Annotated in this window: 20 protein-coding genes; 16 read left to right on the plus strand and 4 right to left on the minus strand. The window is 58.4% G+C overall.

The features are described 5' to 3' along the window. Positions 1 to 207: 207 nt before the first annotated feature. Together WMO24_RS09530 and WMO24_RS09535 are read right to left on the minus strand one after the other, a co-directional pair. Positions 208 to 1533 (minus strand): PFL family protein, encoded by a 1326-nt coding sequence (locus WMO24_RS09530; protein WP_435413821.1) that lies wholly within the window; start codon positions 1531 to 1533, stop codon positions 208 to 210. A 62-nt stretch (positions 1534 to 1595) separates the two neighbouring features. Beyond that, positions 1596 to 1865: an ACT domain-containing protein gene (locus WMO24_RS09535; protein ID WP_349216210.1), complete on the minus strand. Its 270-nt coding sequence runs from the start codon at positions 1863 to 1865 to the stop codon at positions 1596 to 1598. A 197-nt stretch (positions 1866 to 2062) separates the two neighbouring features. Between WMO24_RS09535 and WMO24_RS09540 the strand changes: the two genes are divergently transcribed. From WMO24_RS09540 to ispE, 4 genes are read left to right on the plus strand one after another with little or no spacing between them, the layout of a single operon-like run. Then, on the plus strand, positions 2063 to 2536 hold the full coding sequence (locus WMO24_RS09540) for an Lrp/AsnC family transcriptional regulator (RefSeq protein WP_349216211.1): 474 nt from the start codon (positions 2063 to 2065) through the stop codon (positions 2534 to 2536). After that, complete coding sequence (locus WMO24_RS09545; protein WP_349216212.1) at positions 2536 to 3705, plus strand: pyridoxal phosphate-dependent aminotransferase; 1170 nt, start codon at positions 2536 to 2538, stop codon at positions 3703 to 3705. The genes WMO24_RS09540 and WMO24_RS09545 overlap by 1 nt, the downstream gene beginning before the upstream one ends. Position 3706: 1 nt before the next feature. Then, positions 3707 to 4849 (plus strand): DUF362 domain-containing protein, encoded by a 1143-nt coding sequence (locus WMO24_RS09550; protein ID WP_349216213.1) that lies wholly within the window; start codon positions 3707 to 3709, stop codon positions 4847 to 4849. Between the two features lie 12 nt (positions 4850 to 4861). Then, the gene (gene ispE / locus WMO24_RS09555; RefSeq protein ID WP_349216214.1) at positions 4862 to 5752 is read left to right on the plus strand and encodes a 4-(cytidine 5'-diphospho)-2-C-methyl-D-erythritol kinase; all 891 of its coding nucleotides are present in this window, start codon (positions 4862 to 4864) and stop codon (positions 5750 to 5752) included. 35 nt (positions 5753 to 5787) lie between these two features. On the opposite strand, the gene WMO24_RS09560 is transcribed toward ispE, so the two are convergent. Then, positions 5788 to 6597, minus strand: a complete 810-nt coding sequence (locus WMO24_RS09560; protein WP_349216228.1) for a MerR family transcriptional regulator — start codon at positions 6595 to 6597, stop codon at positions 5788 to 5790. Between the two features lie 90 nt (positions 6598 to 6687). Between WMO24_RS09560 and WMO24_RS09565 the strand changes: the two genes are divergently transcribed. Continuing rightward, a complete protein-coding gene (locus tag WMO24_RS09565) occupies positions 6688 to 7335 on the plus strand; it encodes a YitT family protein (RefSeq protein ID WP_349216215.1) in 648 nt (215 codons plus the stop codon). A gap of 39 nt (positions 7336 to 7374) precedes the next feature. Here the strand turns inward: WMO24_RS09565 and WMO24_RS09570 are convergent, their stop codons facing one another. Continuing rightward, entirely contained in the window at positions 7375 to 9033 is a 1659-nt protein-coding gene (locus WMO24_RS09570) for a Na/Pi cotransporter family protein (RefSeq protein ID WP_349216216.1), read from the minus strand. A 223-nt stretch (positions 9034 to 9256) separates the two neighbouring features. Here WMO24_RS09570 and WMO24_RS09575 point away from each other — a divergent pair, with 223 nt between their 5' ends. The 11 genes from WMO24_RS09575 to WMO24_RS09625 all read left to right on the plus strand — a co-directional run bounded on the left by WMO24_RS09575 (position 9257) and on the right by WMO24_RS09625 (position 21197). Next, a complete protein-coding gene (locus WMO24_RS09575) occupies positions 9257 to 9694 on the plus strand; it encodes a MarR family winged helix-turn-helix transcriptional regulator (protein WP_349216217.1) in 438 nt (145 codons plus the stop codon). Then, a complete protein-coding gene (locus WMO24_RS09580; RefSeq protein ID WP_349216218.1) occupies positions 9691 to 11442 on the plus strand; it encodes an ABC transporter ATP-binding protein in 1752 nt (583 codons plus the stop codon). The genes WMO24_RS09575 and WMO24_RS09580 overlap by 4 nt, the downstream gene beginning before the upstream one ends. Continuing rightward, positions 11420 to 13258 (plus strand): ABC transporter ATP-binding protein, encoded by a 1839-nt coding sequence (locus WMO24_RS09585; RefSeq protein ID WP_349216219.1) that lies wholly within the window; start codon positions 11420 to 11422, stop codon positions 13256 to 13258. Before WMO24_RS09580 ends, WMO24_RS09585 begins: the two co-directional genes overlap by 23 nt. Positions 13259 to 13389: 131 nt before the next feature. Further along, positions 13390 to 14187 (plus strand): pyrroline-5-carboxylate reductase, encoded by a 798-nt coding sequence (gene proC / locus WMO24_RS09590; protein ID WP_349216220.1) that lies wholly within the window; start codon positions 13390 to 13392, stop codon positions 14185 to 14187. A gap of 119 nt (positions 14188 to 14306) precedes the next feature. Next, a complete protein-coding gene (gene pflB, locus WMO24_RS09595; RefSeq protein WP_349216221.1) occupies positions 14307 to 16391 on the plus strand; it encodes a formate C-acetyltransferase in 2085 nt (694 codons plus the stop codon). 29 nt (positions 16392 to 16420) lie between these two features. Further along, positions 16421 to 16663 carry an autonomous glycyl radical cofactor GrcA3 gene (grcA3, locus tag WMO24_RS09600; RefSeq protein ID WP_349216222.1) on the plus strand — a complete coding sequence of 81 codons (243 nt, stop codon included), beginning with the start codon at positions 16421 to 16423 and terminating at the stop codon, positions 16661 to 16663. Then, positions 16650 to 17405, plus strand: a complete 756-nt coding sequence (gene pflA / locus WMO24_RS09605; protein WP_349216223.1) for a pyruvate formate-lyase-activating protein — start codon at positions 16650 to 16652, stop codon at positions 17403 to 17405. The genes grcA3 and pflA overlap by 14 nt, the downstream gene beginning before the upstream one ends. 178 nt (positions 17406 to 17583) lie before the next feature. Continuing rightward, the gene (locus tag WMO24_RS09610) at positions 17584 to 18393 is read left to right on the plus strand and encodes an HlyD family secretion protein (protein ID WP_349216224.1); all 810 of its coding nucleotides are present in this window, start codon (positions 17584 to 17586) and stop codon (positions 18391 to 18393) included. A gap of 123 nt (positions 18394 to 18516) precedes the next feature. Beyond that, a complete protein-coding gene (locus tag WMO24_RS09615; protein WP_494338175.1) occupies positions 18517 to 19242 on the plus strand; it encodes an efflux RND transporter periplasmic adaptor subunit in 726 nt (241 codons plus the stop codon). Next, positions 19223 to 19939 (plus strand): ABC transporter ATP-binding protein, encoded by a 717-nt coding sequence (locus WMO24_RS09620; RefSeq protein WP_349216225.1) that lies wholly within the window; start codon positions 19223 to 19225, stop codon positions 19937 to 19939. Before WMO24_RS09615 ends, WMO24_RS09620 begins: the two co-directional genes overlap by 20 nt. Further along, positions 19926 to 21197, plus strand: coding sequence for an ABC transporter permease (locus WMO24_RS09625; RefSeq protein WP_349216226.1), 1272 nt, complete (start codon positions 19926 to 19928; stop codon positions 21195 to 21197). Before WMO24_RS09620 ends, WMO24_RS09625 begins: the two co-directional genes overlap by 14 nt. Positions 21198 to 21225 lie beyond the last annotated feature (28 nt).

Here is a 21225-nt window from a genome sequence, read left to right on the forward strand (position 1 = left end):
GCGCGATACAGATAAAAAACACCGGAAATCCAAAAGAATTTACGGCTGCAAGGTATGGGTGAATTGTACAATGCTTTCCGGTTATTTTCAAGGGCAAAGATTGACGGAAAGAAGGAAATGCATGGAAAAACAGCGCATCTTCGACAAGCACGGTGAAAAATTTTTCTGCCATGCTGTGGAAGATGCGCTGTTCGAAAAGAAATTTACTCAGTTCTTCAACGCCTGAAGCGGCGCGGGAATGCGTCCGCCGCGATTTACGAACACATCCGGCCGGAAGGAGGAGATGTCCAGAATGGGGGCATAGCCCAAAAGCCCGCCGAAATCCAGCACATCGCCGCTTTTTTTGCCGATGGCCGGGATGACGCGCACCGCCGTGGTCTTGGTGTTGACCATTCCGATGGCTGCTTCGTCCGCAATCAAAGCGGACAGCACCGCCGCGGACGTTTCACCGGGGACTACGACCATGTCGATGCCCACGCTGCACACAGCGGTCATGGCTTCCAGCTTTTCAATGGAAAGGCTGCCGCGCTCCACTGCCTTGATCATGCCGTCGTCCTCAGATACAGGGATGAAGGCGCCGGACAGACCGCCCACGTGGTTGGAGGCCATCACGCCGCCTTTTTTCACCGCGTCGTTCAGCAGCGCCAGTGTGGCGGTGGTGCCGCAGCCGCCGCAGCTCTCCAGACCGATCTCTTCCAGAATATTGGCCACGCTGTCCCCGGGCGCGGGGGTGGGGGCCAGCGACAGGTCCACAATGCCGAACGGCACGCCCAGCCGCTGCGAGGCCAGGTTGCCCACCAGCTGGCCCATGCGGGTGATTTTGAATGCGGTGCGTTTGATCAGTTCCGCCACCTGATCCAGAGAAGCGTCCTTGGGCAGTTTGGCCAGCGCGGCGCGCACAGCGCCCGGGCCGGAGACGCCCACGTGGATGACGCAGTCCGGTTCGCCCACCCCGTGGAACGCGCCCGCCATAAAGGGGTTGTCTTCCGGCGCGTTGCAGAAGACCACCAGCTTGGCGGCGCCCATGCACATGTTGTCCTTGGTCAGTTCGGCCGCCTGCCGGATCACGGGGCCCATCATCTTCACCGCATCCATGTTGATGCCGGTTTTGGTGGAACCGATGTTCACGCTGGAGCAGACGTATTCCGTTTGGGCCAGCGCCTGCGGAATGCTTTCAATCAGCTGTTTGTCCCCGGCGGAAAAGCCTTTGTGCACCAGAGCGGAATAACCGCCGATGAAGTTGACGCCCACGGCTTTGGCCGCGGCGTCCAGCGTCTGCGCGTACCAGACGGGGTCCGCGTCCGGAGCCGAGGCAAGCAGCATGGCGATGGGGGTCACCGAGATGCGCTTATTTACAATGGGCATGCCGTACGTGGCGGAAATTTCGTCCGCCGTTTTTACCAGATCCCGGGCGCAGGTGGTGATCTTGCGATAGATCTTCTCACAGGCTTTCCGCCCGTCCGGATCGGCGCAGTCCAAAAGGGAGATGCCCATGGTCACAGTGCGCACGTCCAGATTTTCGTCCGAGATCATCTGGATGGTTTCAAGAATGTCATTGGTGTCCAGCAATGTTGTCACTCCTTTTGGAAAATGGTTCAGATGTGGTGCATGGTCTCATACAGTTCCTGCCGGGTGCAGCGAACGTCCACGCCCATGGCCTGTCCGGTCTGGGCCATTTTCTCGGAAAAGGCGGTAAAATCCAGGGTCGCCTGGCTCATGTCAACCAGCATAATCATGGCAAAGGTGCCCCGCAGAATACGCTGGGTGACTTCCTCTACGTTCACATTGGCTTCGGCGCAGGCGGTGCACACCTTTGCCAGAATGCCCACAGCGTCCTTGCCAACAACAGTGATCACAGCTTCCATATGATTCTCTCCTTCTGCTCGCACGCGAAATATAAACTTTAGTATAGCAGAAAAAACGCCGAATGGGTAGTGCGCGGCACGGCAGGACAAAAATTTTTCGGCCGGAAAATACGATTTACTTTCCCGCCTCTTTTGTTTATAATTGAGAAAATACGGTTGCATATTTGTGCGATTGCGAGGGAAGGAAGAGATTGTATATGGAACAGATCCTGAAAGTTTTGGAAACCAACGCCCGCACCAGCCTGGAAGAACTGGCGGCCATGACGGGCAAGACCGTGCAGGAAGTGGCGGCATATATGGATGAGTGCGAAGAAAAGCACATCATCAACGGTTATCGTACTCTGGTGGATTGGGAGCGCGCCGGCGTAGCCGATGTGCAGGCGCTGATCGATCTGCGTGTCACGCCCCGGCGCGATTTCGGTTTTGACGAGATCGCCGCGCGGCTGGCGGATTTCTCGGAAGTGGACAGCGTTTTGCTGATGAGCGGCGGATACGATCTGTCTTTGACCATGCGCGGCAAAAGTTTCCAGGAGATCGCGCTGTTTGTGGCCCAGCGGCTGAGCCCTCTGGAGGGCGTGCTGTCCACGGCCACGCACTTTGTGCTGCGTACCTATAAGAAAGACGGGGTGCTGTACGGCAAAGACCCCATTGACGAACGGGAGTGCCAATAATGGAGTATGAGAAGCTGATTTCCCGTGCCGCGGCGGAAATGCGTCCGTCCGGCATTCGGAAATTTTTTGACATTGCGGCGGAGATGAAGGATTGCATCTCCCTGGGGGTGGGTGAGCCTGACTTCAAGACGCCCTGGGCCATTCGGCAAGCGGGCATTCAAAGTCTGGAAAAGGGACGCACCTGGTATACCTCCAACTCCGGCCTGAAAGAGCTGCGCCAGGAGATCTGCCGCTATCTGGAGCGCCGGTTCGATCTGCATTACACCGAAGATCAGACGCTGGTCACTGTGGGCGGGTCCGAAGCCATTGACATGTGCATCCGCGCGCTGGTGGAGCCGGGGGACGAGGTCATCATTCCCGAACCCTGCTTTGTGTGCTATTATCCCATCACAACGCTGACCGGCGGCGTGGCTGTGCCTCTGGCGCTGAAAGCGGAAAACGGGTTTAAGCTGACCGCGGACGAACTGCGTGCCGCCATCACCCCCCGCACGAAACTGCTGATCCTGCCGTTCCCCTGCAATCCCACGGGCGCGGTGATGCGCAAAGAGGAGCTGGAGCCCATCGCGCAGGTCCTGCGGGAGACCAATGTGCTGGTGCTGTCCGATGAAATTTACGCCGAGCTGACCTACGGCCATACCCGGCACGTCAGCATCGCCAGCCTGCCCGGCATGGCCGAGCGGACCATTGTGGTCAACGGCTTTTCCAAGGCGCATGCCATGACCGGCTGGCGCCTGGGCTATGCCTGCGGGCCCAAGCCCATCATCAAGGTGATGACGAAGATCCATCAGTCCTGCATCATGTGCGCTCCCACCACCAGTCAGTACGCGGCGGTGACGGCGCTGAAAAACTGCGATGCGGACATCGAGTCCATGCGCAAGGAATACGATCTGCGCCGGCGCTGGCTGGTCAATGCGCTGAACAATCTGGGCCTGACCTGCTTTGAACCCCAGGGCGCTTTCTATGTGTTCCCGTCCATCCAAAAGTCGGGGCTGCCCAGCGACGAGTTCTGCAAGCAGCTGCTGTACAGCAAGAAAGTGGCGGTGATCCCCGGCCCCGCGTTCGGCGATTCCGGCGAAGGCTTTGTGCGCATCAGCTATTCCTATTCGCTGGACCACCTGAAAAAAGCGGTGTCCCGCATGGAAGAATTTTTAAAGGAATTGGGAGTTTAATTTGGAGCATACTGTTTTCATTCGCAGGGTGCCCGGCTATGACGAAAAAGTGGACCGGGCAGTGGAAGAGCTGTTTGCCGCCAGTCCCCGGACCGGGGCGCTGGGCCCGCAGACAAGGGCGCTCATCAAACCGAATCTTCTGGCAAAGCACCCGCCGGACCACGGCGTGACCACACACCCGGCCGTGGTGGCGGCCTGCATCCGCGCGCTGCAGCGGCGGGGTGTGGAGCACATTGTTGTGGCGGATTCGCCGGGCGGACTGTACAACCCGGGCATGATGCGCAGCATTTACCAGGTCAGCGGTCTGGCACAGGTGTGCCGGGAACTGGGCGTGCAGGCCTATGACGAATGCGCCTGGGCACAGCGGGAGGCACAGGGAAAGCTGGTTCGGCGTTTCGAGCTGCTGAACCCGGTGTTGGAGGCGGATTTTATCGTCAATGTGCCCAAGCTGAAAACCCATGTGATGACCGGGATGTCCTGCGCGGTGAAAAATTTGTTCGGCACGGTGCCCGGCCTGCAGAAGGCCGAATTTCACATGCGCTTTCCCGAAAAGGAATGCTTTGGGGACATGCTGGTGGACCTGTGCGAAACAGTGAAGCCTTCGCTCACGGTGGTGGACGGTGTGCTGGCCATGGAGGGCGACGGCCCCGCAGGGGGCGTGCCCCGGCAGCTGGGGCTGATTTTGGGCGGCGAGGACCCCTATGCCATCGATTTGACGGTCTGCGGCATGATGGGGCTGGACCCCATGGCCGTGCCGTATCTGAAGGCGGCCAGCGCCCGGGGCCTGTGCCCGCAGCGGGCGGATGCCGCCTGGCGGACAGGCGATGCCGAGGCCGCTGCGCCCATCCCGGAGTTTCGTTTGCCCAAGAGTTATACCAACATCAACTTTTCCAACCGTGCGCCCCGCGCCATCCGCTGGGCGGTGCCGGGTGTGGAAAAATGGATCGCACCCCGGCCGAAGATCGATGTGTCCCGCTGCATCGGCTGTGGAAAATGCGCTGAAATCTGCCCCGGCCACACCATTCGTGTGGAAAAGGGCAAGGCGCACATCGACCCGAAGGGCTGCATCCGCTGTTTCTGCTGCCACGAGATGTGCCCGGTCAAGGCCATCGAGGTCAAGCGGTTCCGCCTGTTCCAAATGTGACGGAGGTATTTTATGGATTCTGTGACGGTTCTTGCCCCTGCAAAACTGAATCTCACGCTGGATATCACGGGCATTGCGCCCAACGGCTATCACACGCTGGACATGCTGATGCAGACGGTCAACCTGTACGAGCGCGTCACATTGCGCAAAAGCCCGTATCTGCGCCTGCGTTTGCCCGGCTCCAATGTGCCTGCCAATGAGCACAACACCGCCATCAAAGCGGCGCTGGCCTTTTTTGACGCCACGGGCCTGCTGGCCGGCGTGGACATCACCGTGCGCAAAGCGGTGCCTGTGCGGGCGGGAATGGCCGGCGGCAGCGCTGATGCGGCTGCGGTGCTGGTGGGGCTCAACGCATTGTACGGTGCGGGAATGACCGTTCCGGAATTGTGCGAGATCGGCCTGAAAGTGGGAGCGGACGTGCCTTTTTCCATCCTGGGCGGCACAGCCCGTGTGCAGGGCATCGGCGACGTGCTCACCCCCATGCCGTCCTGCCCCCGGTGCTGGTTTACGGTCTGCATGCCCAAGGGCGGCATTTCCACGCCCCAGGCCTACGCCCGGTACGACGAGCTGGGCACCGATGTGCACCCGGACAACGACCTGGCACAGCGGGCGCTGGAGCAGGGGGATTTAAAGGCCTTGTGCGCCCAGATGTCCAACGCACTGGAATTTTCTTCCCAAAGCCCGGCCAACGGGCCCATTGAAGAGATCCTTCGGCGCAGCGGCGCGCTGGCGGCGCTGATGACCGGATCGGGCGCTGCGGTGTTCGGCGTGTTCCGGGACGAGAAAACCGCCCAGAGCGCGAAGGCGGAACTGCAGAAGCATTATCCCCGAAGCTGGGTGCTTCATCCGGTGCCCCGGGGAGCGCATGTGCTGCCTGCTCGGCCGGCCGGAAAAAAGAAATAAGCAAAGGCAGGGCTGCCGCGGCAGCCCTGCCTTTTTCAGTTTTCCACCGGAATTTGAATTTCGGTGAGATATTCTTCGGGCCGGGCGGTGGTCATGCTGTCCAGCACACAGAATTCATAGGCAGGCCCGGCCGGTTGAACGCCCTGCTGAGCCAGAAAATCCAGCAGGATCTCGTAGCTTTTGCCGGTGTCCGCGTAAGGGCCCCGATGGTAAATGCAGGCGTACTTTCCCGCGGGTTTCCAGAAGCAGTCCTCCCCGGGAACGCGCTCCAGAAGCGGCAGAAAGGCGTGCTCAAACCGCAGAAATTGCTTTTGCCGCAAGTTTTCAGCGCAGACCGTGTCGCCCAGCTGATAATAAGAACAGTATCCCTGCTGATTGGCCCGGCGCAGCAGACGTTTTAAAGCAAGATCCACTTCCAACAGGCCGAAGGGCTTTTTCACCGGTTCCAACGCCAGATATTGCCCTGCTTTTTCTTCCCAGAAGGGCTGGCCGGGCCGGGCGGGCAGCACCCGTTCCCATTCTTCCAGCTTGCGGGTCAGGCGGCGGTCTGCCATTTGAAGGCGCCGGATCTCTTTGCGCACCAGCTGCCGTTGGGTGCGCAGGGCGTCCAGTGCGGCCGGGGCGCTGCGGCGCTCCATGTGGCGGCGGATCTCCTTCAGTGAAAAGCCCATCTCACGCAGCATCAGCACAGTGTCCAGTTGCTCCAGCTGATCGGCGGTGTAATAGCGGTAGCCGTTTTCCGCGCCGGTCATACGCGGTTTGAACACGTCCATGTTGTCATAGTAGATGAGCATTTGTTTGGAAACACCGGCCATTTGAGCCATTTCTCCCACGGTGAAGCGCACGTCCAAAAAAATTCCTCCCTTGCTCTTGACAATATAGTTACTATATCCTTTATGCTGGAAAGCGTCAAGAAAAACGAGAGGAAGATTTACATGAAACGCTGGAGAGTGCCGCGCGGGGCGCTGGTCCATTACGGCCGGATGCTGCTGGGCGTGGCCATTTTGTCCTTTGGCTTGTTTCACATCCATGACCGAAGCAAAATCACAGAGGGCGGCGTCCTGGGCATGATGTTGTTTTTGCAGCATTGGACAGGGCTTTCGCCCAGCATTACGGGGCCTGTGATGGATGTGGTCTGTTATGCTTTGGGATACCGTTTTTTGGGAAAGGACTTTTTAAAGAACGCGCTGTTTTCCAGTTTCGGGTTTGCAGTGTGCTATCGCATCTGGGAATCCGTGGGCTATCAAATGCCCGACCTGTCAGCCTATCCGCTGGTTTCGGCGCTGGCAGGCGGCCTGTTCGTGGGGGTGGGCGTGGGCCTTGTGGTGCGCGAGGGCGGTGCGTCCGGCGGGGATGACGCGCTGGCCATGGTGCTGTCCCGCTTTTTGAAATGCCCCATTGAACGGGCCTATTTCGCTACGGACTTCACGGTGCTGATGCTTTCCCTGACGTACATTCCCTTCCAGAACATTTTGTATTCTCTGGTGACGGTAACACTTTCGTCCTTTGTCATCGGCCGCATGCAGAAACCATGGTTTGCGGCGCGCGGGGTTTCGTCAAAAGAAAGTGCCGGGCAATCATAAAAAAGCGCGGGGCCGCTGTGCGGTCCCGCGCTTTTATTTTCAGGCTGTGGCCGCGGCAGGGCTGTTGAGCACCACCGCTTCCGGTATGATCTGGCCAATGTTGAGAATGTGGTCACCGATGCGCTCGAAATCGGTGAGCATTTCCGAATACAGCACGCTGGATTCGTTTTCGCTCCCCTCACGCATCCGTTCGATCTGGTTTTGACGGAACTGAGCGGTCATGTCGTCGATTTTCTGCTCAATGGCTCCGATTTTTACCAGACGGTCTGATGCGGAGAAATCGCTGCGCACCAGCAGATCCAGCGCATCCAGGCTGGTCTGGCGCATCTGACGAATCTCGTCCAGTTCGGAATCCGCAAAGCGCACATGTTTTTCGGCCATGCGCTCGGTGTAGCCGCACAGGTTCATGGCATGGTCACCGATGCGTTCCAGATCGGACGCGATTTTGAAACAGGCGCTGATTTCGGCAGAGTCCTGCTGGTTGGATTCAAAGGCGATGGCCCGGGAAATATAACTGGCCAGCTCTTTGTTCAAATAGTCGATGTATTCCTCGCGCTCTTCCAGATCCGCCAGCGGCGCGGTCTGTCCGGTGAGGACGGTTTCAAAGCTGCGGTCCACGTTTTCCCGCACCATGCCCAGCATGCGGGTCAGCTCGCGCCAGAGACCGTTGACCACGATGGCGGAGGAACCGATTTTATACTCTTTGCCTCCGGTCAGCGGTTTCAGGTAGACCAGACGGCGCTCCTGCTGGGTCTCGGCCGGCAGTTCGGGCAGAATTTTGCGGGCCAGCGCAGCCAGCATGGTGCCGAAGGGCAGAAGCAGCAGCGTGGTGACCACGTTGAACAGCGTGTGCATGTTGGCAATTTGTGCCGCCGGTTTCGAAGGCGTCAGAGACTCAATCAGCGACGGCAGCGGGGACACCAGGCAGAGCACGGTGAACAGTGTGGTGCCGATGATGTTGAACAGCAGGTGAATGATGGTGGTGCGTTTGGCGTTGCGGCTGGTGCCGATGGAAGCCAGCACCGCGGTGATGCAGGTGCCGATGTTCTGGCCGAACAGAACGTATACCGCGCTGGACAGGGGAATCAGCCCGCTGGAAGCCAGCGCCTGCAAAATGCCCACCGACGCGGAAGAGGACTGGATGATGGCGGTGAACACCGTGCCCGCCAGAATGCCCAGCACCGGGTTGGAGAACCGGGTCATCAGCGAGATGAATGCCTCGGAGTCCCGCAGGGGCATCATGGCGCTGCTCATCATTTCCATGCCGATGAACAGAACGCCCAGGCCGGCGATGATCTGGCCGTAGTTGTGGAAATGGGGCTTTTTCAAAAAGACGATCATCACCACGCCGCAGAAGGCGAACAGCGGGGCCATTGCGCCCACATCCAGCGCGATGAGCTGGCCGGTGATGGTGGTGCCGATGTTGGCGCCCATGATGATCCACACCGCCTGCTGCAGCGTCATCATGCCGGAGTTGACGAAGCCGACCACCATGACGGTGGTGGCGCTGGAGGACTGGATGACCGCCGTGATGGCTGCGCCTACCGCCACGCCCAAAATGCGGTTGGAAGTAAGCTTTTCCAGAATCTGTTTCATGCGGTTGCCGGCGGCTGCTTCCAGGCCGCTGCTCATCATCTGCATGCCGTACAGGAACAGCGCAAGCCCGCCCAGCAGGCTCAAAATGTCCGAAACTTTCATCAGAGATCCCCTTTACTTGTTCTTGTGCAAAATTTGAATGATTCTTGAAATAACTCGAATGTGAAACGTAACAATGTAAGAGTAACATAAAAGAAAATACCCGGCTATCATCAACAGGTAAACTCGATGTAAAGGAAATGTAAAATGCGGGCCCGCTTGACAAAAGAGCAAAATCGGACAATAATTGACATATCAATTATTGATATGTCATGGAGGCTCGTTCATGGAAAAAACATTTCACATGCTGGTGTACCGGGCGTTTCACGCACAGCGCAATTATCTGCGCGGCTGCCTGGGCAAGGTGGGGCTGGGGTCCGGGCAGCCCAAGCTGCTGGGGTACCTGGCGCAGAACGGCCCCAGCTGCCAGCGTCAGATCGCCGATTACTTTGAGATCGATCCGGCGGCCGTCAGCAGAATGCTGGACAGCCTTTGCAAAAGCGGATTTGTGAGCCGCCGGGTGGATGAGAAGAACCGCCGCGCTGACGTGCTGGAGCTGACCGAAAAAGGCCGCCAGGCGCACGCCCACTGGAAAGAGCAATGCGCGCAGGCGGAACAGGTGATGCTGCAGGGCTTCTCCGATGCCGAGCGGGAGCAGTTTGCCGACTTTCTCACGCGGGCGTATCAAAATTTTAAAGAGAGCGCAAAGGAGGGGCAGCCGTGAAGGATTTGAAACGGATCGCAGCGCATCTGGGACCTTATGGCAAAGATTTGTTCATTGCGGCTGCGCTGGTGCTGGTGGAGACCTGCTTCGAGCTGGTCATTCCCATTTTGATGGCGGACATCATTGACGTGGGCGTTTCGGCGGGCGACATGGCCCTGATCGGCCGCCGGGGAATTCAAATGGCGGTGTGCGCGCTGCTGGCGCTGGTCACGGGGCTTTTATACGCCCGTTTTGCGGCCAGGGCCTCCTACGGTCTGGGGGCGCGGGTGCGGCAGGCGCAGTACGCGAAGGTTCAGGCGTATTCTTTTGCCAATCTGGACCGTTTTGAGTCCTCTTCGCTGGTGACGCGCATGACCACGGACATCACCGTTCTGCAGAATGCCATCAACGGCGGGCTTCGCCCCATGGTGCGCGCCCCGGTGATGCTGATTCTGGGCATTGGCTTTTCCGTGTGGATGAGCCCGCGCCTGGCGCTGGTGTTTTTCTTCTGTACGCCGCTGCTGGGAGCGATCCTGTTCTGTGTGGTCCGCCGTGTGGCGCCCATGTACAGCCGACTGCAGAAGGCGATGGATCACCTGAATGACGTGGTGCAGGAGGGGCTGGTGGCCATCCGTGCGGTAAAGGCTTTCGTGCGGGACGAATACGAGGAAGAAAAGTTCCGGCAGGTCAATACCGATCTGATGGAGACCAGCCAGCAGACGTTCCATTACGCGGTGCTGAACATGCCGGCGTTTCAGCTGACCATGTATTCCACCACGGTGCTGATTCTGTGGTTCGGCGGACGCATGATCATGGCCGGCACACTTCAGGTGGGAGAGCTGACCGGGTTCCTCAGCTATGTGCTGCAGGTGATGAACTCGCTGATGATGATCTCCAACGTGTTTCTGCTTTTGACCCGCTCGCTGGCCAGCGCCCAGCGCATCGGCGAGGTACTGGAAGAGCGCCCGAGCATCAGCTCCCCGCCCGACGGGGTCACAGAGGTGCGGGACGGCGGCGTTGTCTTTGAGAATGTGTCCTTCAAGTACAATCCCGACGCCAAAGAATACGCGCTGTCCGGCGTCAGCTTTTCCATTCGGCCGGGGCAGACCGTGGGGGTGATCGGCGGAACGGGCTCGGCGAAGACCACGCTGGTACAGCTGATTCCGCGGCTTTATGACGTGACCGAGGGCCGGGTGACCGTGGGCGGACGGGACGTGCGGGAGTACGACATCCACGCGCTGCGCGACGCTGTGGGCATTGTGCTGCAGAAAAACGTGCTGTTCTCCGGCACCGTGCGGGAAAATCTGCGTTGGGGCGACCCCGAGGCAGACGATGAGACCCTTTGGGCAGCCTGCCGGGCAGCCTGCGCGGATGAATTTTTGGAGCGGATGCCCGGCGGTCTGGACGCAGATCTGGGCCAGGGCGGCGTAAATGTATCCGGCGGACAGAAGCAGCGTCTGTGCATTGCGCGCACCCTGCTGAAAAGGCCCAAGGTGCTGATTTTTGACGATTCCACCAGCGCGGTGGACACGGCCACAGAGGGCCGCATCCGGACGGCGCTGGCCAAACTGCAGGATGTGACCAAAATCATCATCGCACAGCGCATTACATCGGTGATGAATACGGATCAGATCGTCATTCTGGACGACGGACGCGTCCACGCGGTGGGCACCCATGACCAGCTGCTGGCGCAGGACCCCATCTATCAGGAAATCTATCAATCGCAAATGAAAGGAGATGACGGCCATGGCGCGGCAGTTCAGCGGTAAACGCCCCAAAGACCTGCGGTTCACAGTGGAATCGCTGCTGTCCTACATGGGCCGTCACAAATTTCTTCTGGCGGCCGTGGCGGTGCTGGTGGCGATCAGTGCCAGTGCAAACCTGCTGGGTACGTATATGATCCGGCCTGTGGTCAACAGCCTTGCGTCGGGAGATTTGTCTGCGCTGGCCAGGGGCGTCGGCCTGACCGCGGCCATTTACGCGGTGGGCGTTGTGTGCTCTTTCGGATACACGCAGACCATGGTCAAAGCGGCGCAGAAGGTGCTGTACGATATCCGCCGCGACCTGTTCGCCCATCTGCAGACATTGCTCCTGCGCTTTTTTGACGCGCAGAAACAGGGCGACGTGATGAGTTATTTTACCAACGATGTGGATACCATCGCCGACGCTTTGAACAACAGTTTCGCCATGGTGATTCAGAGCTTCATTCAGGTGGTGGGAACGCTGACGCTGCTGTTTGTGCTCAACGCGCGCCTGTCGCTGATCGTGGTGGTGTGCTACATCGCGATGTTCTGGTATATCCGGTTCAGCGGAAAACGCAGCAAGGCCTATTTCACCCGCCAGCAACAGTGCCTGGGCGAGCTGGACGGCTACATTCAGGAGATGGTCAACGGTCAGAAAGTGGTGAAGGTCTTCAACCATGAACCGGCCAACCTGACGGGGTTTGAACAGCGCAATGAAAATCTGCGCCGGGCCGGAACCGGTGCGCAGGGCTATGCCGCCACCATGGTGCCGGCGGTGGTCAGCATTTCCTATGTGAACTATGCCATTGTGGCCGTGGTGGGCGGCGTGATGGCCATGAAAGGCATGACGGATGTGGGAAGCCTGGCCAGCTATCTGGTGTTTGTGCGCCAGGCGGCCATGCCCATCAACCAGTTCACCCAGCAGAGCAACTTTTTGCTGGCGGCGCTGGCGGGCGCTGAACGGGTGTTCAACGTCATGCGGCAGCCGTCGGAAGTGGACGAGGGCAAAACCGTGCTGGTGAATGTGCGCCGGGAAGGGGAGAAGCTGGTTCCCTGCCAGGAGAAAACCGGCTGCTGGGCCTGGCGGCAGGGCGAGACACTGATCCCGCTGCGGGGAGACGTGCGCTTTGAAAACGTGGATTTCGGCTATGATCCGGAGCATACGATTTTGCACGACATCTGTTTGTACGCCAAACCCGGCCAGAAAATTGCCTTTGTGGGGTCCACCGGCGCGGGAAAAACCACCATCACCAATCTGATCAACCGGTTTTATGACGTGCAGAAAGGACGCATCGTCTACGACGGCATCGATGTGCGGGACATTCGAAAAGATGATTTGCGCCGCAGCCTGGGTATTGTGCTGCAGGACACGCATCTGTTCACGGGCACCATTGCGGACAACATCCGTTTCGGCAAGCTGGATGCCACGCAGGAGGAAATCGTGCAGGCGGCAAAAATCGCCAATGCCGATTCCTTTATTCGCCGCCTGCCAAACGGCTATGACACGATGGTCACCGGCGACGGAGCCAACCTTTCTCAGGGGCAGCGCCAGCTGCTGGCCATCGCGCGGGCCGCGGTGGCGGACCCGCCGGTTCTGATTCTGGATGAGGCCACCTCTTCCATCGATACCCGCACCGAGGCGTTGATCGAAAAGGGAATGGACCGCCTGATGGAGGGGCGGACGGTCTTTGTGATCGCCCACCGCCTCAGCACCGTGCGCAATGCGGATGCCATTATGGTCCTGGAGCACGGGCGGATCATCGAGCGGGGCGCGCACGACGAACTTCTGGCACAGAAAGGCATGTATTATCAGCTTTACAACGGCATGTTTGAACTGTCGTGACTTTGGCGGCTCTGAAAAGAGCCGCTTTTTTAAATTCTTTTCCATATGGACGGCAAGTATGTTATACTGTATCCTGGAGCACTTTGCGGGACCGTTTGGACCCGCTTCATCGTAGAGAAAGGAGAAACGGAATGAAACAGTTATCGGAGATCACGGTGGGATTTATCGGCTTCGGCAACATGGCCGGCGCCATTGCAAAGGGACTGATTCGCCAGGGCACGCTGCGGCCGGACCAGATTTGTGCCTGTGCAAAAAACTGGGACAAGCTGTGCGCCAACACGGAGAAGGCGGGCATGCTTCCCCGGAAAGACGCGGCCGAGGTCGCGTTCGCTTCCGATGTGGTGTTCGTGGCGGTTAAGCCCTATCTGGTGCGGGAAGTTCTGGAGCCGATTCGGGAACTGCTGCCCGGAAAAATTCTGGTTTCCGTGGCCGCGGGCTGCCTGTTTGACTGGTACGAGGAGTTTTTGGCTCCGGGCACCCATCACATCAGCACCATCCCCAATACGCCGGTCTGCGTGGGCGAGGGAATTTTTGTGTGCGAGCAAAAGCACTCCCTCACACAGCCGGAGTTTTTACTGGTGGAACAGCTTCTGTCCAGCATTGGGCTGGTGCGTCTGGTGGACGCCAAGCAGTTCAGTGTGGCGGGCACGGTCAGCGGCTGCGGCCCGGCCTTTGCCAGCATGTTTCTGGAAGCGTTGGGCGACGCCGGCGTCAAGCACGGCCTGCCCCGCGCGCTGGCCTATGAACTGGCGGCACAGATGGTCGTCGGCACAGGCAAGCTCATGCTGGAAACCGGCCAGCACCCCGGCGCGATGAAGGACGCTGTCTGTTCGCCCGGCGGAACCACCATTGTTGGTGTGGCGGCGCTGGAGCGCAAGGGCTTCCGTTCGGCGGTCATCGACGCAGTGGACGAGATCGAAAACCGCTGAGCACCCACTTTCCCCCTGGCAAAAAGAGGCCACTTGACTATATTATACTAAAATGGTATAGTATAGATGTGGTCCAAAAGCGGCTCTGAAAAGAGCAATGGAAACAAAGGAGAACGTGAATGAGACAGGAATGGAATTCTTTTACCTCCGGCATCTGGCAGAAGGAGATCAACGTACGCGACTTTATCCAGAAGAACTATACGCCCTATGAGGGCGACGAGTCCTTCCTTGCAGGCCCCACGGAAGATACGCTTGCCCTGTGGGATCAGGTGATGGAGCTGTCCCGTCAGGAGCGGGAAAAGGGCGGCGTGCTGGACATGGACACCCGAATCATTTCCACCATCACTTCCCATGGACCGGGATACCTGAACAAGGACAAGGAAAAAATTGTGGGCTTCCAGACGGACAAGCCCTTCAAACGTGCGCTGCAGCCCTACGGCGGCATTCGCATGGCGGTAAAAGCCTGTGAGCAGAACGGATATCAGGTGGACCCGCAGATCGTGGAATTTTTCACCAAGCATCGCAAAACCCACAACGACGGCGTGTTTGACGCCTACACCCCGGAGATGCGGGCCTGCCGGTCCAGCCACATCATCACCGGCCTGCCCGACGCCTACGGCCGCGGCCGCATCATCGGCGACTACCGCCGTGTGGCACTGTACGGTGTGGACCGCCTGATCGTGGATAAGCAGCATCAGAAGGACACCACCCGCACCATCATGTATTCTGACGTGACCCGGGAGCGCGAGGAGCTCAGCGAGCAGATCAAAGCGCTCAAGGAGCTGAAAGAGCTGGGCAAAATCTACGGCTTTGACATTTCCCGCCCGGCGGCCAACGTGCAGGAAGCCATCCAGTGGCTGTACTTTGGCTATCTGGCGGCCATCAAGGAGCAGAACGGCGCGGCCATGAGCCTGGGCCGCACCTCCACCTTCCTGGACATCTACGCCCAGCGCGATCTGGCCAACGGCACCTTTACCGAGGAGCAGATTCAGGAGTTTGTGGATCACTTTATCATGAAGCTGCGCCTGGTCAAGTTTGCCCGCACGCCGGAGTACAACGCCCTGTTCTCGGGCGACCCCACCTGGGTGACCGAGTCCATCGGCGGCATGGGCATTGACGGCCGCAGCATGGTCACGAAGATGTCCTACCGCTATCTGCACACCCTGCAGAACCTGGGCACTGCGCCGGAACCCAACCTGACCGTGCTGTGGTCCACCCGGCTGCCGGTCAACTTCAAACGCTTCTGTGCGAAAACCTCCATCGAGTCCTCTTCCATTCAGTACGAGAACGACGATTTGATGCGCGTTACCCACGGGGATGACTACGCCATTGCCTGCTGCGTGTCCAGCATGCGCGTGGGCAAGGAGATGCAGTTCTTCGGCGCCCGTGCCAACCTGGCCAAGTGCCTTTTGTACGCCATCAACGGCGGCGTGGACGAGGTCTCCAAAAAGCAGGTGGGTCCCAAGTACCGTCCCATCACCAGCGAGTATCTGGACTACGAGGAAGTGATGGAGCGCTTCCGCGACATGATGAAGTGGCTTGCCAGCGTGTATGTGAACACCCTGAACATCATCCACTATATGCACGATAAATATTGCTACGAGCGCCTGCAGATGGCACTGCACGACAAAGAGGTCACCCGCTGGTTTGCCACGGGCATTGCAGGTCTGTCGGTGGTGGCGGACTCTCTGTCGGCCATCAAGTATGCCAAGGTGCGCGCGGTCCGCGACGAGAACGGCGTGGTCGTGGATTATGCGGTGGAGGGCGACTTCCCAAAATACGGAAACGACGATGACCGTGTGGACGACATTGCCTATGATGTGGTGCATCAGTTTATGAGCTACGTCAAGGGCAATCACACCTACCGGGGCGGCATTCCCACCACTTCCATTCTGACCATCACGTCCAACGTGGTGTACGGCAAAAACACCGGTTCCACACCGGACGGCCGCAAGGCGGGCGAACCCTTTGCACCCGGCGCCAACCCCATGCACCGGCGCGATACCCACGGCGCGGTAGCCTCTCTGAGCTCGGTGTCCAAGCTGCCCTTCAAGGATGCCCAGGACGGCATTTCCAATACGTTCTCCATCATTCCGGGCGCGCTGGGCAAGGACGACGCGGTGCTGTTCGATGACATCACCTTCGAACTGCAGCCGGACTGCGCCTGCTGTGAACCCAATCTGACGGTGGACGAGGAACAGTAATCAATCCCAAAAAAGGAGTGTGCTTTAATATGAAAGCAACGGATTCTCAGATCGACAATCTGGTCAGCCTGCTGGACGGCTATGCCGAAAAGGGCGGCCATCACTTGAACGTAAATGTTTTTTCCAAGGATACCCTGCTGGATGCGCAGGCTCATCCGGAGAAATACCCGCAGCTGACGGTGCGTGTATCCGGCTATGCGGTCAACTTCAACAAACTGACCCGCGAGCAGCAGGACGAAGTCATCTCCCGCACCTTCCATGGCTCCATGTGAGAAAGGCCGCATCCACTCCATCGAAAGCTTCGGTACGGTGGATGGCCCGGGCGTCCGGATGGTGGTGTTTTTTCAGGGGTGCCCTATGCGCTGCCTGTACTGCCATAATCCGGACACCTGGTCGGTGGACGGCGGCTGTGAAATGACGGTGGATGAGATTCTCAGCGCCTATGAACGGAACAAAAGCTTTTACCGGGGAGGCGGGTTGACGGCCACCGGCGGGGAACCGCTTCTGCAGCTGCCGTTTTTAACGGCGCTGTTCCGGGCGGCCCGTCAAAAGGGGATCCACACCTGCCTGGATACTTCGGGTATTGTGTACCGGCCCGACCGGCGCGCCGAGTTTGACGCGTTGTTCGCGTGCACGGATCTGGTTTTGCTGGACGTGAAGCATGCAGACCCGGAAGGACACAAGCATCTGACCGGTCACGGACAGGCGCCGGTGCTGGCGTTTGCCCGGGCCCTGTCCGAAGCGGGGGTGCCGCTGGTGGTGCGCCATGTGGTGGTGCCGGGCCTGACCGATTCCGAAGAGGAATTGCGGGCGCTGGGCCGCCTGATCGCGCCGCTGCGCACACTAAAGGGGCTGGAGGTTCTGCCTTACCATACCATGGGCCGCGCCAAGTACGACGCGCTGGGCCTGGCCTACCCGCTGGAAGGCGTTCCGCCTTTGGAGCAGACGCAGGCGCACCGTGCCCGCGGAATCATCCTGGAAGAGATTCGCCGTGTCCGTACCGGTGAGGGATAGGCGGCAGTTTGTTTGAAATGATGCGAAACACCCCGGACAGAATTTTCTGTCCGGGGTGTTTCTGTTTGTGGGAAAAACGTACCGGATTGCACAAATCGCTCACAACTTTTACACAGGCTCTTCGCAAATCCTTTTTAAACTGGAAAAGGAATTTTTGCATGGGGAGAGGAGTTTTGTAATGAGTTTCAGAGTGAGGAGAATTCGGGAGTTTCTGGCCCGCGCTCTTCGGCCGACCCGGAAAAAAGTTGTGATTGCGGTTCTTGCGGTCGTTGTTTTGGGGGCGCTGATTTTTTGGAGCGTTCGGATGCGCAGTTCCGTGCAGCCGGGCGGCAGCGTGGCCCAACGGACAATCACTCTTTCCAAAGACAGCCTTTCGGAAAGCATCACCGTCACGGGAACGGTGGAAAGCGACAGCGTGGCCAATGTAACCACACAGCTGACGTATCCTGTGGCGGAAATCCGCGTGCAGGTGGGGGATGAGGTCAGCAAAGGGGACGTGATCTGTGTACTGGATACCACCGATTTGGAAAAGGAGTTGGCCCAAAAGCAGGAAAGCCTCAGCGATACCATTGCCACTGCTCAAAAAAATTATGATACAGCGCTTGAAAACTACAATTCCGCCACTGACAAGCTGAATTCTGCCACGTCGGAATACCAAAGCACGGGTCAGGCGCTGGAATCCACGCGCAATGCGTTCCAAAACGTAAACAGTTCGGTTACCTCCTATCAGACTGCCTATGATACGGCGTTGGCGGCACAGCAAAAGGCGGGCGCCGCGTTGAACAGCGACAGCGGCGTGGTGGCCGCTCAGGCCGAAGTGGATGCGGCCAATGCAAAGCTGGCGCAGGCGCAGGCCAATGCACAGGCGCTGGCTGACGCTTACAACACCGCCACGGCAAATTTGCAGACAGCCGAGGCGCAGTTGAATACTGCGAAAGCCAACTGCGGCTGGGATCAGCTGCAGCAGGCGTACAGCAAGGCGGATTAGGCGTGGCTTTCGGCCAAGGCCAGCTATGAGAGCGCGCTGGAAAACCAGAAGAACGCTAAGACCAGCCTGGAAAATGCGCAGGAGCAGCTGTCCAGTGCCGGTGAGAGCGACGAAATTACCGATTTGAAAGAAAAAATTGAAGATTGCACCATTACCTCTACTCAGGACGGCACGGTGACGGCGATCAATGCAACGGTAGGCGCTGCGGCCAATACCGGAATCGTTGCCGTTCTGCAGGACACAGACCATCTGAAAGTATCGGTCACCATTGATGAAGATGACATCAAAAAAGTGGCGGTGGGGCAATCGGTCCGCATCAAAAGCGATGCCACCGGCGACGAAGAGATCAACGGAACGCTGACGCAGCTCTCTCAAACGGCCTCTTCTTCGCAGGACGGAAGCACCGGCTTCGGGGCCGAGGTCACAGTGGATGAAACCGACAGCGGTTTGCTCATCGGTCTTTCTGCCAAGGCGGAGATTCTGCTTTCAGAGAAAGAGGATGTGTACACCGTTCCCTACGATGCGGTGACCACCGATGAAAATGGCAACAGCATCATTTATGCAAAGAAACAGGGAGAAGATACGTTTGAAGAGGTCCCCGTCACCACAGGCATGGAGACGGATTATTATGTGGAAATCAGCGGTGAGGACCTTTACGAGGGCATGGAAGTACAGATCAGCATCAGCGACACCGCTGTGACCGAGGAGCAGGAAGGCGAAATGGAGATGCCGACGGAGATGCAGGGCGGCGTCATGGCGGCCCCCAGTGATATGGGTGCGGCGATGGAAGGCAGACCCTCCGGCGGGCGAGCGGGAATGGGGGCTGAACATGGCAAAACCCATCATTGAGATGCAGGGCATTGTAAAACGCTTCTTCACAGGTTCTCCTTCCGAGCTGGAAGTGCTGCACGGCATTGATCTGACCGTTTGGGAAGGGGAATTCGTGGCCATTGTGGGGGCGTCCGGCTCCGGAAAGTCCACCTTGATGAACATCATCGGCGCTTTGGATCGGCCCACGGAAGGAACATACCGTCTGGACGGGGAGAATGTGCAGGGGGTGAACGACCGGGAACTCTCCCGTGTGCGCGGTGCAAAAATCGGTTTTGTGTTCCAGACTTTTAATCTGATTCCGCGCCAGACAGCGCTTCAAAACGTGGAATTGCCCATGTTGTACGCAGGGGTGAAAGGCCATGCACGCCGCCGCCGCGCATGGGAACTTCTGGATCTTGTGGGGATGACGGACCGGGCCACCCACCAGCCCAGCGAATTGTCCGGCGGACAGAAGCAAAGGGTTGCCATTGCGCGCAGCATGGCCAACGACCCGGCCATTCTTCTGGCGGATGAGCCCACCGGCGCGCTGGATTCCGTCACCGGCCGTCTGGTGATGGATCTGTTTCACAAGCTGCACAGGGAACAGGGGAAAACCATTGTTCTCATCACACACAGCAGCGAACTGGCCGAGGAGTGTCAGCGCATCGTGACCATCAAGGACGGCCGCATCTGCGGTCAGCGGCAGGGAGGGAAGGCGTCCTATGCTGTTTCGTGAAAACGTCGTTCTTGCGCTTCGGGGCCTGTGGGCCAACAAGATGCGGGCGCTGCTCACCATGCTGGGCATTGTCATCGGGATTGGTTCGGTCATCGCCATTATGACGGTGGCCAACAGCATGACCAATGCCATTTCCACCAGTATGCAGAGCATGGGGGCCAGCAACATCACGGTCAGTCTGACGCAGAAAAGCGACAGCGATTTTGTGGCAGGGGGTTCTGTGCGGCTGTTTCGCTCTTCCAGTTACAGAGAGGAAGATTTGATCACCGACGAAATGATCGAACAGTATCGCGCGGCTTATTCCGACTCGCTTTATGCGGTCAGCCTTTCGGAGAATCTGGGCAGCTTTACGGTTGAGAGCGGTACGGAAAGTGCGTCCGTCAATGCATCGGGCGTCAATCTGGATTATCAGAAAGCGCAGAATCTGGAACTGCTTCAGGGACATTGGCTTTTGCAGGACGATTTGGACAGCGGCCGCCGGGTAGCGGTGGTCAGCGATGAATTCTGCAGTCAGTTGTCCCTGGGGGATGATCCGCTGGGAAAGTCCTTTGAATTGACGTACGGCAATCAGGTTTACACTTTCTACATCGTGGGAGTGTATCGTTACGAGGACAGCGGCGTGGTGCTGAGTTCCACCGATGAAGAGCCTTCCACAGACATTTATCTTCCGCTGTCTGCGGCAAAGGCCATCTCTCACGGAAACGACGGATACAGTCAGTTGACCGTGGTTCCCAATACCGGAGTGGATACGCAGAGTTTTCTGGAACAGACAGAAATGTTCTTTTCCGGCTTTTATGTGCGAAACGACTCGTTCACCGTCACTGCCACCAGTATGGAGAGCATGATCGAATCCATGACGGAAATGCTGTCTACCATTGGGCTGGCAGTTGCGGTCATCGCCGGAATCAGCCTGGTGGTAGGCGGCATCGGTGTGATGAACATCATGCTGGTTTCCATCACCGAGCGCACCCGTGAGATCAGCACCCGAAAAGCTTTGGGCGCCACCAATGGCAGCATCCGTGTGCAGTTTATCATCGAATCGGTGGTCATCTGCATCATCGGCGGCATTTTGGGCATTGCCGTGGGCGTGGGCCTGGGCAGCCTGGGAGCGGGTATGCTGGGATACGCGGCTTCCCCCAGTCCGGGCGTGATTGCTCTTGCAGTGACATTCTCAGGGGGCATCGGCGTATTTTTCGGCTATTATCCGGCCAATAAGGCAGCCAAGCTGGACCCCATCGAAGCACTGCGGTATGAATAAAACAAACCGGCGCGCGGGATACACCGCG

This window comes from Ruthenibacterium intestinale, assembly GCF_040096265.1.
Lineage (GTDB): Bacteria > Bacillota > Clostridia > Oscillospirales > Ruminococcaceae > Ruthenibacterium > Ruthenibacterium komagatae.

Excerpts from the sequence above, each read along its gene's own strand:
- WMO24_RS09575 (WP_349216217.1), top strand. The coding sequence starts at position 9,257 with ATGGAAAAAACATTTCACATGCTGGTGTACCGGGCGTTTCACGCACAG.
- grcA3 (WP_349216222.1), top strand. The coding sequence starts at position 16,421 with ATGAAAGCAACGGATTCTCAGATCGACAATCTGGTCAGCCTGCTGGAC.
- proC (WP_349216220.1), top strand. The coding sequence starts at position 13,390 with ATGAAACAGTTATCGGAGATCACGGTGGGATTTATCGGCTTCGGCAAC.
- pflA (WP_349216223.1), top strand. The coding sequence starts at position 16,650 with ATGGCTCCATGTGAGAAAGGCCGCATCCACTCCATCGAAAGCTTCGGT.
- WMO24_RS09570 (WP_349216216.1), bottom strand. The coding sequence starts at position 9,033 with ATGAAAGTTTCGGACATTTTGAGCCTGCTGGGCGGGCTTGCGCTGTTC.
- WMO24_RS09535 (WP_349216210.1), bottom strand. The coding sequence starts at position 1,865 with ATGGAAGCTGTGATCACTGTTGTTGGCAAGGACGCTGTGGGCATTCTG.
- ispE (WP_349216214.1), top strand. The coding sequence starts at position 4,862 with ATGGATTCTGTGACGGTTCTTGCCCCTGCAAAACTGAATCTCACGCTG.
- WMO24_RS09530 (WP_435413821.1), bottom strand. The coding sequence starts at position 1,533 with ATGATCTCGGACGAAAATCTGGACGTGCGCACTGTGACCATGGGCATC.
- WMO24_RS09540 (WP_349216211.1), top strand. The coding sequence starts at position 2,063 with ATGGAACAGATCCTGAAAGTTTTGGAAACCAACGCCCGCACCAGCCTG.
- WMO24_RS09620 (WP_349216225.1), top strand. The coding sequence starts at position 19,223 with ATGGCAAAACCCATCATTGAGATGCAGGGCATTGTAAAACGCTTCTTC.
- WMO24_RS09625 (WP_349216226.1), top strand. The coding sequence starts at position 19,926 with ATGCTGTTTCGTGAAAACGTCGTTCTTGCGCTTCGGGGCCTGTGGGCC.
- WMO24_RS09565 (WP_349216215.1), top strand. The coding sequence starts at position 6,688 with ATGAAACGCTGGAGAGTGCCGCGCGGGGCGCTGGTCCATTACGGCCGG.
- pflB (WP_349216221.1), top strand. The coding sequence starts at position 14,307 with ATGAGACAGGAATGGAATTCTTTTACCTCCGGCATCTGGCAGAAGGAG.
- WMO24_RS09610 (WP_349216224.1), top strand. The coding sequence starts at position 17,584 with ATGAGTTTCAGAGTGAGGAGAATTCGGGAGTTTCTGGCCCGCGCTCTT.
- WMO24_RS09585 (WP_349216219.1), top strand. The coding sequence starts at position 11,420 with ATGGCGCGGCAGTTCAGCGGTAAACGCCCCAAAGACCTGCGGTTCACA.
- WMO24_RS09545 (WP_349216212.1), top strand. The coding sequence starts at position 2,536 with ATGGAGTATGAGAAGCTGATTTCCCGTGCCGCGGCGGAAATGCGTCCG.